11 protein-coding genes are annotated in these 15,929 nt (G+C 42.5%); all 11 read left to right on the top strand.

Annotation, left to right across the window (positions count from 1 at the left end; all coding sequences use genetic code 11):
- Positions 1-167: 167 nt before the first annotated feature.
- The 11 genes from IGI76_RS13095 to IGI76_RS13045 all read left to right on the top strand — a co-directional run bounded on the left by IGI76_RS13095 (position 168) and on the right by IGI76_RS13045 (position 15,885).
- The gene (locus IGI76_RS13095) at positions 168-1,682 is read left to right on the top strand and encodes an extracellular solute-binding protein (RefSeq protein WP_438781603.1); all 1,515 of its coding nucleotides are present in this window, start codon (positions 168-170) and stop codon (positions 1,680-1,682) included.
- A 267-nt stretch (positions 1,683-1,949) separates the two neighbouring features.
- Complete coding sequence (locus tag IGI76_RS13090; RefSeq protein WP_231434786.1) at positions 1,950-2,618, top strand: DUF1961 family protein; 669 nt, start codon at positions 1,950-1,952, stop codon at positions 2,616-2,618.
- A complete protein-coding gene (locus IGI76_RS13085; RefSeq protein ID WP_060791381.1) occupies positions 2,618-3,292 on the top strand; it encodes a YesL family protein in 675 nt (224 codons plus the stop codon). Before IGI76_RS13090 ends, IGI76_RS13085 begins: the two co-directional genes overlap by 1 nt.
- On the top strand, positions 3,267-5,780 hold the full coding sequence (locus tag IGI76_RS13080) for a hypothetical protein (protein ID WP_060791380.1): 2,514 nt from the start codon (positions 3,267-3,269) through the stop codon (positions 5,778-5,780). Before IGI76_RS13085 ends, IGI76_RS13080 begins: the two co-directional genes overlap by 26 nt.
- Positions 5,765-6,712, top strand: coding sequence for an ABC transporter permease (locus IGI76_RS13075; protein WP_005234199.1), 948 nt, complete (start codon positions 5,765-5,767; stop codon positions 6,710-6,712). The genes IGI76_RS13080 and IGI76_RS13075 overlap by 16 nt, the downstream gene beginning before the upstream one ends.
- 11 nt (positions 6,713-6,723) lie before the next feature.
- Positions 6,724-7,602 (top strand): carbohydrate ABC transporter permease, encoded by an 879-nt coding sequence (locus IGI76_RS13070; protein WP_005234200.1) that lies wholly within the window; start codon positions 6,724-6,726, stop codon positions 7,600-7,602.
- Positions 7,603-7,688: 86 nt separating this feature from the next.
- On the top strand, positions 7,689-9,899 hold the full coding sequence (locus IGI76_RS13065) for a helix-turn-helix transcriptional regulator (protein ID WP_231434784.1): 2,211 nt from the start codon (positions 7,689-7,691) through the stop codon (positions 9,897-9,899).
- A 193-nt stretch (positions 9,900-10,092) separates the two neighbouring features.
- Positions 10,093-12,765, top strand: a complete 2,673-nt coding sequence (locus IGI76_RS13060; protein ID WP_060791378.1) for a beta-galactosidase — start codon at positions 10,093-10,095, stop codon at positions 12,763-12,765.
- Positions 12,737-13,576: a sugar phosphate isomerase/epimerase family protein gene (locus IGI76_RS13055; protein ID WP_438781599.1), complete on the top strand. Its 840-nt coding sequence runs from the start codon at positions 12,737-12,739 to the stop codon at positions 13,574-13,576. The genes IGI76_RS13060 and IGI76_RS13055 overlap by 29 nt, the downstream gene beginning before the upstream one ends.
- Positions 13,577-13,862: 286 nt before the next feature.
- Positions 13,863-14,846 (top strand): LacI family DNA-binding transcriptional regulator, encoded by a 984-nt coding sequence (locus IGI76_RS13050; protein ID WP_071859228.1) that lies wholly within the window; start codon positions 13,863-13,865, stop codon positions 14,844-14,846.
- A gap of 271 nt (positions 14,847-15,117) precedes the next feature.
- Positions 15,118-15,885, top strand: coding sequence for a histidinol-phosphatase (locus IGI76_RS13045; protein ID WP_060791376.1), 768 nt, complete (start codon positions 15,118-15,120; stop codon positions 15,883-15,885).
- The last annotated feature ends 44 nt before the right edge of the window (positions 15,886-15,929 follow it).

Below are 15,929 nucleotides of genomic sequence, written 5' to 3'. Positions count from 1 at the left end.
TATAATTTACGATACCTGCAAATGTAGAGCAAAACTCCCTATCTAGCCATATATCAACGATTAACAAAAAATGTCAATTGCTGGAAATCCTGCTTTTCGTTATGCTTTTGGTATTGAAAGCGGTTTATTTAATCGGGCTCAACAACAAAATCTAAGGAGGAAAAGTAGTGAAAAAATTAAGTACGATTCTTGGTTTGGGGTTACTATCAGTTGCCTTTTTATCGGCATGTGGGAAGGAGGAAGCAGGTTCCACAACAGATTATGATACGATTTCGATTTTATCGCCGTACATTGAAACTGAACCACCTGCAAGTGACAACGAGATTTTGAAGCAATTAGAAGCTTACACTGGCAAAAACATTGATATTACCTGGGCACCCAATACATCCTACGAGGATAAAATGAATATTACGTTAGCTTCGGATGATATTCCAGAAGTGATGGTCATTCAAGGAAAATCAGGAGGGTTTATCAAGTCAGCAGAAAATGGCGCTTTTTGGGATTTGACCGACTATTTAGCTGATTATCCTAATCTCTCTCAATCTAACGAGGATGTTTTGCGTAATTCTTCTGTGAATGGCAAAGTGTACGGAATTTATCGGAAACGTGATGCGATGCGGACGGCGGTGATCATCCGAAAAGATTGGTTAGAAAACTTAAACTTAGATGTACCAGAAACGATCGATGATCTCTATGAGGTTGCCAAAGCATTTACTGAGAACGATCCCGATGGGAATGGTGAAAATGATACGTTTGGTTTGATTATTCCCCAATGGCCTGGCTCGATCAATTCAAATAGTCCTTACGATGTGTTAGCTACTTGGTTTGGGGCAGGAAATGCTTGGAAAGAAATAGACGGCACTTTAGAGCCATCCTTTATGCAACCAGAATACCTAGAATCAATGCAATTTGTTAAAGATATGGTGGAACAAGGCTATGTCAATCGTGATTTTGCAACTATGGCAGCAGATAAATGGGATGAGCCGTTTATCAATGGACGTGGTGGGATCATTATTGATACGTATTCACGAGCAGCACAAATCAGTAATAAATTATTGCAAGCTGGAGAAGAAGACCTCGTCGTCTTTACAGGGAATTTAAAAGATAATAGCGGTACGATGAATGAGTTACCGACAGATGGCTATTCTGGTTTCTTGGCGATTCCTAAGTCGAGTGTCCAGACAGAGGAACATCTAAAAGAGGTGTTGACGTTCCTTGATAAATTAAATGATAAAGAAGCACAGGTATTGCTGAACAACGGAATCGAAGGAATCAATTTTGAAGTAGTGGATGGAATGTCCGTCGCATTAGAAGGATCAGAAGCTGAAGCGTTAGCCAATGCGGTCAAAGGGTACTCACAAATTGGGATGAATGTAACGGAAGATACCCTGTACTATATTGCTAAGCCTGATACAGAAGCGGCTACTGAAAGCTATGAAAAACGATTGTCATTGATGGAAGCTGATTTAGAGCACGCTGTCTTTAACCCAGCAGCCTCCTATAATACAGATACGTATGTAACAAAAGGGGCACAGCTTGATCAGATCATTAGTGATGCGCGGGTTCAATTTATTGCAGGACAAATCGATGAAGCGGGTTGGGAAGCTGCGATCGAACTTTGGAAGAATCAAGGAGGCACGCAGCTGATGGAAGAAACGAATGCCCTTCATCAAGCACAATAACGACAGTCGAAGAAGGTTGAGTGGATCTTGCTCTCAACCTTTTTCTTTTTCAATGATTTTTTTCAGCTAATAAAATGGAGTAATAGTCAGGTGAGACGAGACAGGTAGTAAGAAATCAGAAAAGAAAAAATGGAAAAAAACAAGTGGAAACCCTGATCTAACGCTTGATATCAAGGAATTCAAAAAAAGTCAATTGTTAGAAATGTAGGTCAAGTTTACTATGAAAAGAGAAAAGTAGCTCATATACGCATAAAAGGAGAAGAAGAAATGTTAGCGAAATTGATCTATGAAAATCCGCTGAATCAAGCAGCAGATATTCAACACTTTATTGCTGAAGGAGAGCCCAAGATTACTTTCCAAGACGGGATGATTCTGGCGAATACGTATTCTGAAGAATCAAACAAACAACCACATTTTGTTTTATGGCTGCCTCAACAATTTCCAGCGGACCTACGAATCACCTGGCAGTTTCAACCACTGGCTGAACCAGGCTTATGTATGCTCTTTTTTGCAGCAGCCAATCGCAAGGGTGGCTCGATCTTCGATTCTGGAGTACCCAAACGAACCGGGGCATATCCCGAGTATCATTCTGGAGGGATCAATGCTTACCACCTTTCTTATTTTCGAAGAAAGTATGAGGAGGAACGGGCGTTTGAAACGTGTAATTTGCGCAAAAGCCATGGGTTTCATCTGGTCGCCCAAGGCGCAGATCCACTTCCGAGTGTAGCAAATGCCCGAGGGTTTTATCACCTAAAAATCGATAAGGTAGGTGCAACGATTTCCTTTTGGATCAACGACTTATTGGTGTTAAGGTACCTTGATGAGGAACAGTTTGGTCCCGTATTAACCAAAGGAGCGATCGGATTTCGGCAAATGGCGCCAATGAAGGCCCGCTATAAAGACTTAAAGGTATATTCCTTAGAGGAGGAACGGTGATGAATTGGCAGAAAGCATATCAAGCAGCAGATTTTGTCTTTTATTGTTTGCTGATAAATGTAACCGTTATTATAGGTGCACTAGTAGGTGGGATCATCTTTGGACTGGCGCCTAGCGTACAAGCAGGATTCCACGTAGCAAAGAAAACCCTTAAACAGGAATCGCCGCCTTTTTTTCAAACGTTCTTTGGGTATTACCGCAGGAACTTTTGGCGATCGAATCGCTTGGGCTTACCGATCATTCTCTTTTATTTGTGCCCCATGGTGGTGATCCAGCAAGGATTTTTAGCGGCATTGACTCAAACAGGCTTGATCCTATTGATCGTTAGCCAATGCGTCGCGATCGCTGTGATCAATACATTGCATAGCATGTACGAATATTATGTGCTCCCAACGAAGAAGTACCTAGGCGCTTCGCTACGCTTTCTTTTTTTTCAACCTATTGGCACCTTTTTAGGCGTCCTTTGGTTTGGGATTTGTAGTACGATCAGCTTTTTTCTCCCCGGTCTCCTTCCTTTTTTAAGTATTGGGATGTGGATCATTGGCACAATGGGGATTTACTTGAAATTATTTGATGAAAATGAACAAAAGCTAAAGCAACAAAACGATGCAGTTCAACCTGCAGAGAGGGAAGAGGAGGAGATCGAACATGGCATTGAAATGGCTCAAAAATAAACCTAAGGGAAAACGTGGGCTGAGTTTTGGGTATCCATGGGAAAAAGGGGCTTTACAACCTGAGGTTCTAAGGGAGGAACTGTTTTTGCTGGGGGAGGAGCCGCTGCAAACGAAAGTACTGGCTTACTGGCCAGATGGCAGTGTGAAATGGACAGGACACAGTGGTCTGGTGGCAGAAACGACGCAGTTACTTTTTCAAAGAAAACAGCGTGTCCAGAAGAAACAGGCGATTGCTAGGGAAGCTTACAACGGTATTTATTTTGACAACGGTACGATCAAAGGCTTCTTCCCGAAACATGGGGAAGGGAAAAATGTATTGGACTGGGTAGCGGTCAATGGGCAGAAAAAATTGCAAGATCTTCACGCAATCCTGCAATACCAAAACAAAAAGGTGCAGTCCAAAGTAACGGACTTGATGTTGGAAGAAAATGGTTCCGAGAAAGCCGTTATCAAAGTATCGGGCGTCATTGAGATCAATCAAGAAGTGGTGCAAGAGTTTATTTTACGGTTCCGTATCTTTCGCGAAATCAGCAAATTGGAAATCATTCATACGGTCATTATCATCAAACCACTTGTTTATGAAGGCATGGGGATAGCATTTGATTATGCGTTCACAGGTGAAAATTGGAATCGACAAGTCAAATTTATTGCAGATGCTGTGTATCATGAAGCGGCGCAATTGTTACTTTCACGGCGACACTATCAGCAAAACATTCCCTATCAAGAACAAGCCAGTGGCCAGCTCGTTTCATTGACCCCAGCGGACGAGCCGATGCTGTCTCATGCGGTGGAAAATGCTATTTGGGACAATTTTCGGGTCAATCAAATCAATCATCGGTCATTTGAATTAGAAAAACAGACCGAAGCTGGGTACTGTTGGTTGCCCATTGGGGATGGCGAGCATTATTCAGGTACCTTTTACGCTGGGGGAGAAACCGGCGGCGTTGCTTGCAGCATGGAGAAATTTTGGGAAAAAGCACCATCTGCGATCGAGGTGACAGGCATCACCCAAAAAGAAACCCAAATCACGATGTGGCAGTGGTCACCGAATGCCAAGCCAATGGATTTTCAGCACTATTCCAAACGGGATCATATGCTTAGCGGATACGAAGGAATGGAAGAGATTCGTTCGACCGCAGTTGGTGTAGCAAATACGACGCGTTGTTGGTTGGATCTATATGAAGAAGCCCCGTCAGAAGAAGTGTTGCTGGGCTTAGCTCAAGAAAACCAAGAACCTGCCCAGATCGTTTCATTGCCAGAGCGTTATCAAGAGACGAAGGTTTTTGGCAGGATCAGTTTACCAGATGAATCAACGAAAACGAAACAGTTGCTGGAGCAACAATTGGCTGAGATGCGTCAATTCTATTTAGCAGAAGTCCAACAAAGAAGTTGGTATGGCTATTGGAACTATGGTGATGTCATGCATACCTATGATCAGTTTCGACACCAATGGCGCTACGATCTTGGTGGGTACGCTTGGCAAAACACTGAATTGGTCCCTAACATGTGGCTTTGGCTAGATTTCTTACGGACTGGTGATCCAAGCGTCTACTATCTGGCTGAAAGCATGACGAGACATACTTCAGAAGTCGATCAGTATCATGCTGGTGAATACAAAGGATTAGGGTCACGGCATAATGTCGTTCATTGGGGCTGCCAAGCAAAAGAAGTTCGAATTTCAATGGCGGGTCTCCATCGCTACTACTACTATTTGACAGCGGATGAACGCATTGGGGAGATTATGGAACAAGTCAAAGACAATGAAACCTATGCTTTTGATGCGTTACCACCGATGCGCGAGTTTTATGAACGAGAAACGAAGCGGATACCGATTCGCATCGGACCAGATTGGGCTGCGCTAGTCTCGAACTGGTTTACCCAGTGGGAACGGACGAATGATCCTGTTTACCTTGAAAAAATTCGCACGGGCATCACCTGCATCAAAGCCATGCCCCAGCGCCTATTGTCTGGTCCCACAGTGTTATTTGATCCACAAGACAAAACCTTATCTTATATGGGAACTGGGAATTTTGGCGGCTATCACATGGTCATCTCCTTTGGGGCGCCGCAAGTTTGGTTAGAACTTGCTCAAGTGCTGGAAGACCCCGAGTGGACAGAGATGTTAGGGGAGTTTGGCTGGTTTTATAGCTTGAGTCCTGAGAGAAAAGCAGAAGAATCAAACGGGGGACTGACGGAACCTCATTTTGCCTGGCCAATGTTTGCGTCGACGATGATGGCCTTTGCTGGGCGAGTGCGTAACGATCAAGCAATCAGTCAAAGGGCTTGGCAGTTATTGCTTGATAATGACAAATCGGGTGTTCCATTGCCGATCGAAGCGACCATTGAAGCAGCGACAACGTGGAAAAAAATAAAAGAAATGCCGTGGGTATCGACCAATGTGTTGTCACAGTGGGGTCTAAATACGATTTGTTGTTTAGCACTGATCGGAGCGGAGTTAGAGGAGGAGAATGAATGGAAACAACAATAAAAAAAGTGCCGAAAACGAAAGAGCAATGGGGGAGTTTTCTCAACCATTTTAAACAAAATAAATGGCTCTATATTTTGACGATTCCCGGGATCATCTATTTTGCAGTATTTCGTTATGCACCGATGTATGGGTTGATCATTGCTTTCAAAGATTATGTGCCTTTTTTAGGAATCGCAGATAGTCCATGGGTCGGAACACAAAATTTTATGGATTTCTTCAATAATCCTGATTTCTTTCGGATCTTGTGGAACACGTTGATGATTGCCTTTTTAAACATCTTCTTTTCGTTTCCAGCACCCATCTTTTTGGCACTGTTACTGAATGAATTGCGCAACAAGCTGTTTCAGCGGACCATTCAAACCTTCGTCTATGTACCACATTTTCTTTCATGGACGATCGTCGTTAGTCTTTGGCATATCTTATTCAACATCGATCATGGAGCGATCACTCAATTTATCGCTTCGTTGACAGGCGTTGAAATCGACTTTCTCTCAGACCCGCAATGGTTCCGCCCCATGATCGTAATGCAATCGATTTGGAAAGAGATCGGTTGGGGGACCATTATTTATTTAGCTGCCTTATCAGGTGTGGATCAGGAACAATACGAAGCCGCGATCATGGATGGTGCAGGACGTTTTCGTCGTGTGTGGCACATCACTTTGCCTGCGATTCGTTCGACGATCATCATTATGCTGATCATGCGGATCGGGTCGATTTTGTCTACTGGGTTTGATCAGATTTTCTTGATGACCAATCAGTTGAACCGAACAGTAGCAGATGTTTTTGATACGTATGTGTATATGATGGGGATCACCAATGGCGCTTACAGTTACTCAACAGCCGTCGGATTATTTAAATCGATCGTTGGGATCATCCTCGTACTTTGTACCAATAAATTAGCGAAACGCTTTGGCGAAAGCGGCTTATACTAAGGAGGAAAAAGATGGATACTTTACACAATACGAAGGCAGGGAAAATATTTGACATTTTTAATGCGCTATTTTTGGCATTGATTGGGTTATTCATGGTGATTCCTTTTATTTATGTGATCGCCGGTTCATTTGCTACGGAGTTAGAATTGACCACACGTTCGTTTTTCTTATGGCCAAATGAGATCAGTCTCGACTCCTATCGCTTTATTTTTTCAACCAACACCTTTATCCGTAGTTTGCTTGTAACGGTCGGCGTTACCATCGTTGGCACGCTGGTGCAGCTTTTCTGTACCTTCACCTTTGCCTATCCTTTATCACGCAAGCACCTAAAAGGACGGAACACCTTGTTGAATCTCGTGATTTTTGCAATGCTCTTTTCAGGTGGGATGATCCCAACGTTTATCGTGGTGAAAAATTTAGGACTGATCAATTCTTATTGGGCATTGATTTTGCCAATCGCGATCAATCCGTTCAACTTAATGATCATCAAAAACTTTTTCCAAGAAATGCCGATCGAGTTGGAAGAATCCGCCAAGATGGACGGCTGTACGGAACTAGGGATCTTATGGAAAATCATTTTGCCTTTATCAAAACCAGTGATCGCGACCTTCACCCTTTTTTACGCCGTTGGTATCTGGAACGACTTCATGAGTGGATTGCTCTATATCAACGATTCAGCAAAATGGCCGATTCAGTTATTGTTAAGACAGATCACGATGGCCTCCAGTGGTGCCAATGCGTTAGCAAGTATGGACCCAAACTATGTGCCGCCTGAACAAGGAATCAAATTTGCAGTCATCATTGTGGCGACTTTGCCAATTTTGATCTTCTATCCGTTTTTGCAAAAACATTTTGCCAAAGGAATGCTGATTGGATCCGTCAAAGGATGATACACTTCAATAGTTGTGGATAGGTTGTCATGCGTTTTTTCGCATGACAATTTGTTACATAAAATCTATTACAAGGGTGTTTGGGAATGAAGTACTTTAAAACAGGCGGTTTTCATCGAAAACTGCAGCTAGCCAGTCTATGGATCGTCGTGCCGCTATTAGCCGTTGCAATCTTTTTGCATGCCTATTTGATCGGACCATTACAACGATCGTATCAAGAACTAAATAATCGCCAAGTCGAAGGAATCGTTAGTAACATCAACCAACAGTTCTCGCAGCTGGAAGTGACTTTAAGCGTTTGGGGGCAATCGTTTCAAAGGCGCTACCAAGAAGATTTATTGGAAACGACAAATTATCAGACGCTGATCCAGCTGTCGGAAGAATTGTTTTATTTAACAAATAGCTCCAATTATGTCAATCGAATCGGTATTTATTCACTAGGCGAGACGCCTTTTGGGATTGAAAGTGGCGGCACGTATGAATTAACGCTCGAGCAAACCAAAACAGCATTTGAACGCTATCGGATCGATAATGGTAGGCAGTACCAGTGGAAGATCATTGAAGAAGAGGATGAATTGATTTTTGTACAAAACATTGATAGCCAAGGCGAAGATCAGCCTAAAATTTTTTTAGTTGCAACGATCGACGAGCAATCATTATTAAAGTATTTTTATGATACCCAAATTGAAAATGGACTCGCAGCGATTTCCTTTAATCATGAGAGTTTTCGTTTTATTGGCGATCAGAACTTAGCAAATGTTATCCAACCACTGAGTGAAGAGCATCAAGGAACCTGGGTCGAATCGATCAATGGCAATGATTATAGCATGATCGCCGTAAACAGTACGCGGCTCAACCAAATATGGACCTTTTATACCGTTGTTCCCTTAGCATTGATTACCGAGCCAGTCACTCATTTGGCTAGAGTGCTGATCGTCGTAAGTATTCTTTTTATTGCTTGTGTGGCAGTCATGAGTCTCTTTTTAGCCAAAAAACAATACCAACCTTTTGAAAAAACAATGGATCAGCTCTTTGGTAATACCCAATGGAAAAAAGAAAACGATCTGGAGTTTTTGGTGGACCGTTGGCAACAATTAAGTCGTGAAAAAGGATTGTTACAAAATCAGGCGGAACGCTTTCAAGATTCGCTGAAGCGACAAGTGATCCAACATTTGATGGAAGGGTATTATGGCTATTTGTCAGAGGAAGAATCGCAACAATTACTGCAGCAAAAAAACTGGCGCTTAAGTTACCAAGGGTATCGCTTGTTTTATTTCCAACTCAATGATCTATTAAGCAATCAAGCAAATTCCCAAGATGAAACCCACATTTTGTTTGCGTTAGAAAACATTATAGCGGATGTCACAGCTATGTTTTTCCCAGAATCAACCATCGTTTCGTCAAATGAAGGACGGATTTTGGTTTTTGTGGTCAATCAAGAGCAGCAACTGACAGATTACTTCACGATGGTCACCAAGCAAATCAATTTGATCGTCTGCCGTTATGTCACCATCGTTAGTTCGCAACAAGAAACTGAGATTCGCAAGTTGCCTGAAGTTGCCCAACGTCTCAAAAAGCAAATCCATCTGCAACGGTTGATTCCCGAAAATCAAGTGCTTCAAGGAGAGAACATGCGCCCGCTGCCGAAGTATTCTCTTTCGCAAGAAAATTTGATTTTAACAGCGCTGAAAAGTGGCTATCATGAAGAATTGCAACGAAGTGTCCAGCGATTTTTGGAACAGGTCGTGGCAGAAAACAATCAACAGGCTGCGGTGATCTATGTGGTCAATCGACTGTATGATCAAGTCGATTACCTTTTAAATGAAAATGGGGTCTCACGAACGGATTATGTATCGAAAACGGTTGTGTTAGAGCGAATCGAACGACTTTTAGCCATCAATCAGATCCAAGCCTTTTTGTACCATCATTTCTTAAAGCCCGTCTCCATCCTCTGGCAAGAAAATGTCGCTAATTCTTATAGTGAAATGATCCAAAAAGTAGCGGAGTACATCCAATCTGATTTTCGCAATGAACAAATTTCCTTAGAATATGTTGCGGATCGTTTCGAAGTAGACCCAATCTTTTTGAGTAAGGAGTTCAAGCGTGCCAAGCAGGTCAACTTTATTGATTATTTAACCAATGTTCGCATCGTAGAAGCAAAACGGCAGTTGCTAGAAACCGATCATCAAATCAATGAAATCGCAGAAAACCTTGGGTATAATCCCAGTTACTTCAATCGTTTATTTAAAAAGTGCACGGGAATGACCCCAGGACAATATCGAAAAGGTCAGAGCTGATCACTGTTGGTTGCTGCGGAAAAGCTCGTATTTTCGCAGCTTTTGCTCTGATTTTTCCATGTTTTCGTCAGCCAATGTTTTGTATAATAGAAAAGAAAGCGATTTCTAATGCAGCTTAAGTTCAGCAAGAAAACCAGCGGACTTGTCAAAGCTGTTGGAAATCTGATAGTAAATAGATGGAGGAAGAAAAGAAATGAAAATCGTTCTAGGCGGAGATTCAACCGTGGCGGATTATCCCCTTGATCAACAGCCAATGATGGGCTGGGGACAAGCTTTACCAAGCTATCTGTCCCCAGAAGTAGACGTACACAATTTTGCGAAAAACGGCAGTACGACTCGTTCGTTTATCGAAGAAGGGTTGTTTAAGCAGCTCCTGCAAGAAGTCGAACCGAATACAGTCGTCCTACTGCAATTTGGACATAATGACCAAAAAGAGAAAAATCATGTCACGATGGAGGCGTACATTGCTCATTTGACAGACATGATCCGTCAAATCAAAGAAAAAGCAGGAATCCCGATCCTGTGTACACCTGTTGAACGACGTGTAGGGGAAGAGGGACGACTGGCGCATACGTTGTCAGCGTTTTTATCGGTCTTAAGAGAACTTAGTCGAACGGAAGAAGTGGATTTGTTTGATTTAAATCGCTATACCTATCATTATTATGACACATTAGGACTAGAAGCTTCCAAAGCGCTCTTTGTTTGGTTAGCACCGGATGAGCACCCCAATTATCCTGCAGGTCTCGCAGATGATACTCACTTTTCAAAGGTCGGGGCGCATATGATCGCTCGCTATGTAGCGATTCGTTTACAGGCGTTTTTCCATGAGCAACCACTGTTTCCTGATATTTATTACGGCGCCTGCATGTATCCAGAAGTCTGGTCGGAAGAAATCATGCAAAGTGATAGTCAAACGATGAAAACGTTGGGCATGAATTTTGCTAGAATTGGGGAATTCATGTGGCGTGACTTGGAGCCTCAACCTGGAGAATATGATTTTGCGTTGTTGGAACGTGCGCTAGAACAGTACCAAGCAAATGGCATCGATGTTTGCTTATGTATTCCAACGCCAACTCCGCCCCGCTGGTTTACAAAACAGTACCCAGAAGCTTTAATCACTAATCAAGATGGGACGAAGATGCATCATGGCTCAAGACAGCATGTCTGTACCAACAACGAGGACTTTCGCCGCTATGCCTATCGTTTGACGAGAAAAATCGCTGAGATTGCCGAAAAACATGAAAATGTCGTTATGTTGCAATTGGACAATGAGTTTAAATGTCATGTCGATCTATGTTACTGTACGACGTGCCAAACGCGTTGGCATACGTATTTAAAAGACAACTATCAATCCGTGACCAACCTCAACGAGTGTTGGGGCACGAAGGTGTGGAGTGAGTGGTATGACGCATTTGAGGATGTCGTCTTGCCACTAACGACCCCGTTTTTGCATAATTCTTCCCTGATGAATGCCTTTCGCCGCTTTACCACCGATACGTTGAATGAGTTTGCGCATGATCTTTGTCATTTTATCCGAATGGAGACCGCGTTACCCATTACCCATAACTCCGCTTTTGGTTTTAACTTGCAAAATGATGAGCTATTTGCTGATTTAGATATTGCCGGTTTTGATACGTATGCACCGGCAGACAACTACCCAGCGTATACGATGAACTTGGATCGTTGGCGGAATGTCAAACCGCGCAACAAAGAAATGTTATTGTTAGAAACTTGTACTGCCAATGCTGGTCATATTGAAAATTATGCGACTCCTCGTCCTCATGGGTTTGTCACAAGTGAAGCGTTCATTGGCTATGCTGGTCATTTGAAATCCTTCTGCTTTTGGCATTTTCGTGGACATCGCTATGGTGTGGAGCAACCCCATAGTGCCGTGTTAACTGCTTGGGGAGAGCCAGATTGTGGGTATGAAGAGGTAGTTCGGATTGGCGAACTAAGACAACAGATCGCACCACTTTTAGCGGAAACGAAGTATGTATCGGCAAAAATAGCCATTATCTACTCGGATTACTCGAAACGTTTTTACACGATCGATCATGGGGGTGTTTATGATTATCGCAGCCTGTTTACCGAATTTTACGGCAGTCTGATTCGCCAAGGGATTCGTGTAGAAATCATTCAAGAAAATAGTCCGTTAGAAGAGTATGATGTTGTTCTTGCCCCATTTGTTCGTTGGATCAGTCCTACCTTGTTGAAAAAATTTGCCGCCTTTACTGAAGCAGGAGGTAAGCTGATTTTAGGCCCGATGACGGGGGATCGGACCAAAGAGCTGGCGTGGCCAGCGACAAATGGCTTAGATCGTTTAGGAGAATGGCTCGGGTTTGACGAAATCCAGCAATTTACGGTGAAAGGACTGACTTATCAGCTAACCTATGACGGCCTAAAAGAACCTTTGGATCATTTGGTCACAGTTTTTCATTGCCCAGAAGATTGGGAAACGATCGGACGAGGGAATGACCAAACGCTACTAGCTAAGAAACAACTGGCTCAAGGAGAGATCATCTATTTAGGTGCGCTACCTAGCAATTTAACAGACAGTTTGATATGGCAGTCGTTTTGTCACAAAGAACTTTTCCCTTATGAATCAGAGCGCCTGTTGATCAAATGTTCGGAAGGTGTGATGAAGTATCGCCGAGAGTCAGCGACCCATGTCCAACTCTGGATCAGTAACTTAGGGATGACAACAGCTGACTTTACCTTACATCTCCCCGGTTTCGAACGCTTATCAGGTGAAGCGCTGGCGCGGGGTAACCATAGGTTAGAACCTTATGAAAATTTGATTATTGAATGGGAAAAAACAGTAGAAAGCGAGGAGTCAGATGATTCATTTAGCCATCCGAGGGCATGACCTCTCAGGAGAATATACACCCAAGCAGCTAGCACAAGCGGTAGGAGCAAAGAAAATAAGAAACGTTCAGTTTGCCTTGAATGCGTCTTTTCCAGACCTAAGTGCTCCTGAAAAAATGAGTCCAGGTATGGGGACCTTCTTCAAGAATGAATTCCAAGAACAAGGCGTTCAAATCGCTTTGTTAAGTTGTTATAGTAACTTGATTCATCCCGAACCAGAGGAACGAGAGAAAATCTTACAGAAATTTGAGCGCTACTTATTCCATGCCCGTTATTTTGGTGCCAGCATGGTGGCTTCAGAAACAGGCTCAGTCATTGCCGCGCTGGGATATAGCAAAGAGAATTTTTCGGATGAGGTTTTTGAAGACTTGATCCATGTGATCCAGCGACTCGTTCGAGTAGGAGAAAAACATAAAACCATGGTAGGGATCGAAGCAGGAATGAATCATCCGTTGTATTCGAATCAGCGCATCGCCGAGCTGATTGAACGTGTTCCTTCTGATTATCTAGGGATCATTTACGATCCAACGAATTTGATCACCGCAAAAACGGCTGCTGATCAAGTTGCATTGGTAGAAGAAGCGTTTACTCTTTTTGGCGAGAAAATCGTCTGCTTGCACCTAAAGGATTTTCAACTCTCGAGAGAAGAAGTGATCCCTGTCCCGTTAGGTGAAGGACAAATACGGTATCCAGAAATTTTACAGCTTCTGATCAAACACAAGCCATACTGTTACGTGGTGTTAGAAGAAACAAAAGACGCTGGGATCGATCGTGCGGTGGCGTTGATTGAAGGCTTAGATTTAAAAAATTAGCTGGGTGCTTTTGTAAATGATTGTTTAAGAGAACACGGGAGTGATTTTCTTGTTTTCTTCAAAGACGCTGACATTAATGCAAACTTTTATCGAGCATAGAAAAGTTGTTTATGGTGAGATTTCATCTAAACAGCTTTTTTATTTTCATAAAAACAGAAAATATGATGCAAGGTTTGTTATTATAGAATAAAAAGAAAGCATTTTAGAGTGTTGCATTCGGATAATAGATCAAATGGAAAAGGATTTAACAATTACGAGACATGAAAAAGAGAGAAAGGAGGGACCAATGGCAAACATGCAAGATGTGGCAAAACTTGCCAATGTATCCGTGACTACCGTCTCACGAGTGATCAACAATAAAAAATACGTGAATGAAGAAACAAAGCGGGTTGTGCTAGAAGCAATTCAAGCACTTGATTATGTACCAAATGAATTAGCACGATCCTTTTATTACAATTCTTCAAAGATGATCGGCTTGCTGATCTATGATTTGAAAAATGATTTTTATAATCAATTTATTACCCGAATCGAGTCGCAACTGATTGAGAAAGGCTATAGTTTGATGATTGGTACCACACAAGGAAATCCTGAAAGAGAAGCCTATTTTTTGAACTTGTTTCTCGCAAATAATATTGATGGGGTAATTTTATGTACCAACCTTTGTACGCAAGGTCCGTTGTTGCAAAAGGTTCTCAAATTACCTCTAGTGAGTGTGGGTAGAGTCCTTAGCGATGAAGTATCCTCCGTTTCTGCGGATAATACCTCAGGTGGACAGTTGGCAGCACAGATCTTAATCCAAAATCGTTGTCGCGAGATCCTCTTCGTTAATGGACCAAAGACATTACATTCCGTTCAAGAAAAATCAGCTGGTTTTTATCAAGTGATGGACCAATACCCAGAGATCCATGTTCACGAGGTCATACTCGATTTTGTAAATGTCACGCAAACATCCTTTGATCAACTTTTTCGTCAATGGCCTTCTATCGATGGCATTTTTGAGGCAAGCGATTTTTTGGCAGCCTGCGCTTTAAGTTCCCTTCATTCAGTGGATAAAAAGGTTGGTGAAGCGATTCAAGTGATTGGTTATGAAAACACCAATGTTTGTCTTTGTACTAGCCCTTTGCTTTCGTCCATCGCACGACCTTTAGAGGAGATGGTGGATTGGACGACCCAGCTACTTTTTCAAGAGGTACAAGGAGACAAAACCGCACCAAGACACGTCCTCTTGAAAAATTCATTTGTCCCAAGAGAAACGACTCAATGGAAGTGATGGGAAAAGAAGCAACCGTTTGCAGCTTTCTTTTGATTGTCTTGGGATAGCCGCAATTCTATAATGAAATGGACTGGAATAAATCCAGATTGATGAAGTTGCTAAGTGATAGGTGTTGATAGCTAGGAATATTTTTAAAAAAATGGTTCCGCTTACAAAATGTTCTGTAAAATAGCGAACGGCTTGAAGGATAACGCCTCAAGAAGAGCGTACCTAAAATGCGATCACAAGAACAAATTAACCTAAATGTAATATGAAGGAGTGATTAACCATGTGGAAAGCAAACTATCATACCCACACAACTCGATGCAAACATGCACGGGATTCTGATGAAGACTATGTAATCAAAGCCATCCAAGCTGGCTTTAAGGAAATTGGCTTCGCTGATCATTGTCCCTGGCCCTTTGAGGCTGGGTATGTCTCCCTCATGCGGATGGATGTTGCGCAATTGGAAGATTACGTTTCATCGGTGAGAAGCTTACAGGAAAAGTACCAAGGACAAATCGATGTGAAATTAGGATTAGAGTGTGAATATTTTGAAACAATGATCCCTTGGCTAGTTGCAGAGAAAGAAAGGCTGTCGATCGACTATTTGATTTTTGGCAATCACTTTCCTGAAATCGAAAGCAATCACTATTACGACCATACACCCGGGGATTCGGTAAAAGCGATCAAAGATTATCTCCGTGTTTCTTTACAGGGAATTGAATCAGAAATTTTTGCTTATATGGCACACCCAGATGTGTTCATGCGGGGCTATAAAACCTTCGATTCTCATTGTGAAGAAGTTGCCTACCGCCTATGTGAAAAAGCCAAAGAGTATCAGCTGCCGTTGGAGTATAATTTGGCAGGCTATACGAACGGTGGCTATCCGCATCCTGAATTTTGGAAGATCGCCAAGGAAGTCGGCTGCTCTTGTATTATTGGGATCGATGCCCACGAGAGTGCTGCTTTAACGAATACAGAAATTTACGAAAGAGCTCTTTTAGAAATCGATGCCTTGGGGTTAACACGGATCGATCGGCTCTTCTTTGCGTGAAGGAAAGAAAGTTGATCGTTTTGGAAATAAAACATGGACGCCAG

Source organism: Enterococcus sp. DIV2449a (genome assembly GCF_051711225.1).
Classification (GTDB): Bacteria; Bacillota; Bacilli; order Lactobacillales; family Enterococcaceae; genus Enterococcus_D; species Enterococcus_D casseliflavus.
This window is presented reverse-complemented; position numbering and strand designations above follow the sequence as displayed.

Bases quoted from the DNA above. Each gene is read 5' to 3' on its own strand.
- IGI76_RS13065 (WP_231434784.1), top strand. From the start codon at position 7,689: ATGAAGTACTTTAAAACAGGCGGTTTTCATCGAAAACTGCAGCTAGCC.
- IGI76_RS13060 (WP_060791378.1), top strand. From the start codon at position 10,093: ATGAAAATCGTTCTAGGCGGAGATTCAACCGTGGCGGATTATCCCCTT.
- IGI76_RS13070 (WP_005234200.1), top strand. From the start codon at position 6,724: ATGGATACTTTACACAATACGAAGGCAGGGAAAATATTTGACATTTTT.
- IGI76_RS13090 (WP_231434786.1), top strand. From the start codon at position 1,950: ATGTTAGCGAAATTGATCTATGAAAATCCGCTGAATCAAGCAGCAGAT.
- IGI76_RS13080 (WP_060791380.1), top strand. From the start codon at position 3,267: ATGGCATTGAAATGGCTCAAAAATAAACCTAAGGGAAAACGTGGGCTG.
- IGI76_RS13045 (WP_060791376.1), top strand. From the start codon at position 15,118: ATGTGGAAAGCAAACTATCATACCCACACAACTCGATGCAAACATGCA.
- IGI76_RS13075 (WP_005234199.1), top strand. From the start codon at position 5,765: ATGGAAACAACAATAAAAAAAGTGCCGAAAACGAAAGAGCAATGGGGG.
- IGI76_RS13085 (WP_060791381.1), top strand. From the start codon at position 2,618: ATGAATTGGCAGAAAGCATATCAAGCAGCAGATTTTGTCTTTTATTGT.
- IGI76_RS13055 (WP_438781599.1), top strand. From the start codon at position 12,737: ATGATTCATTTAGCCATCCGAGGGCATGACCTCTCAGGAGAATATACA.
- IGI76_RS13050 (WP_071859228.1), top strand. From the start codon at position 13,863: ATGGCAAACATGCAAGATGTGGCAAAACTTGCCAATGTATCCGTGACT.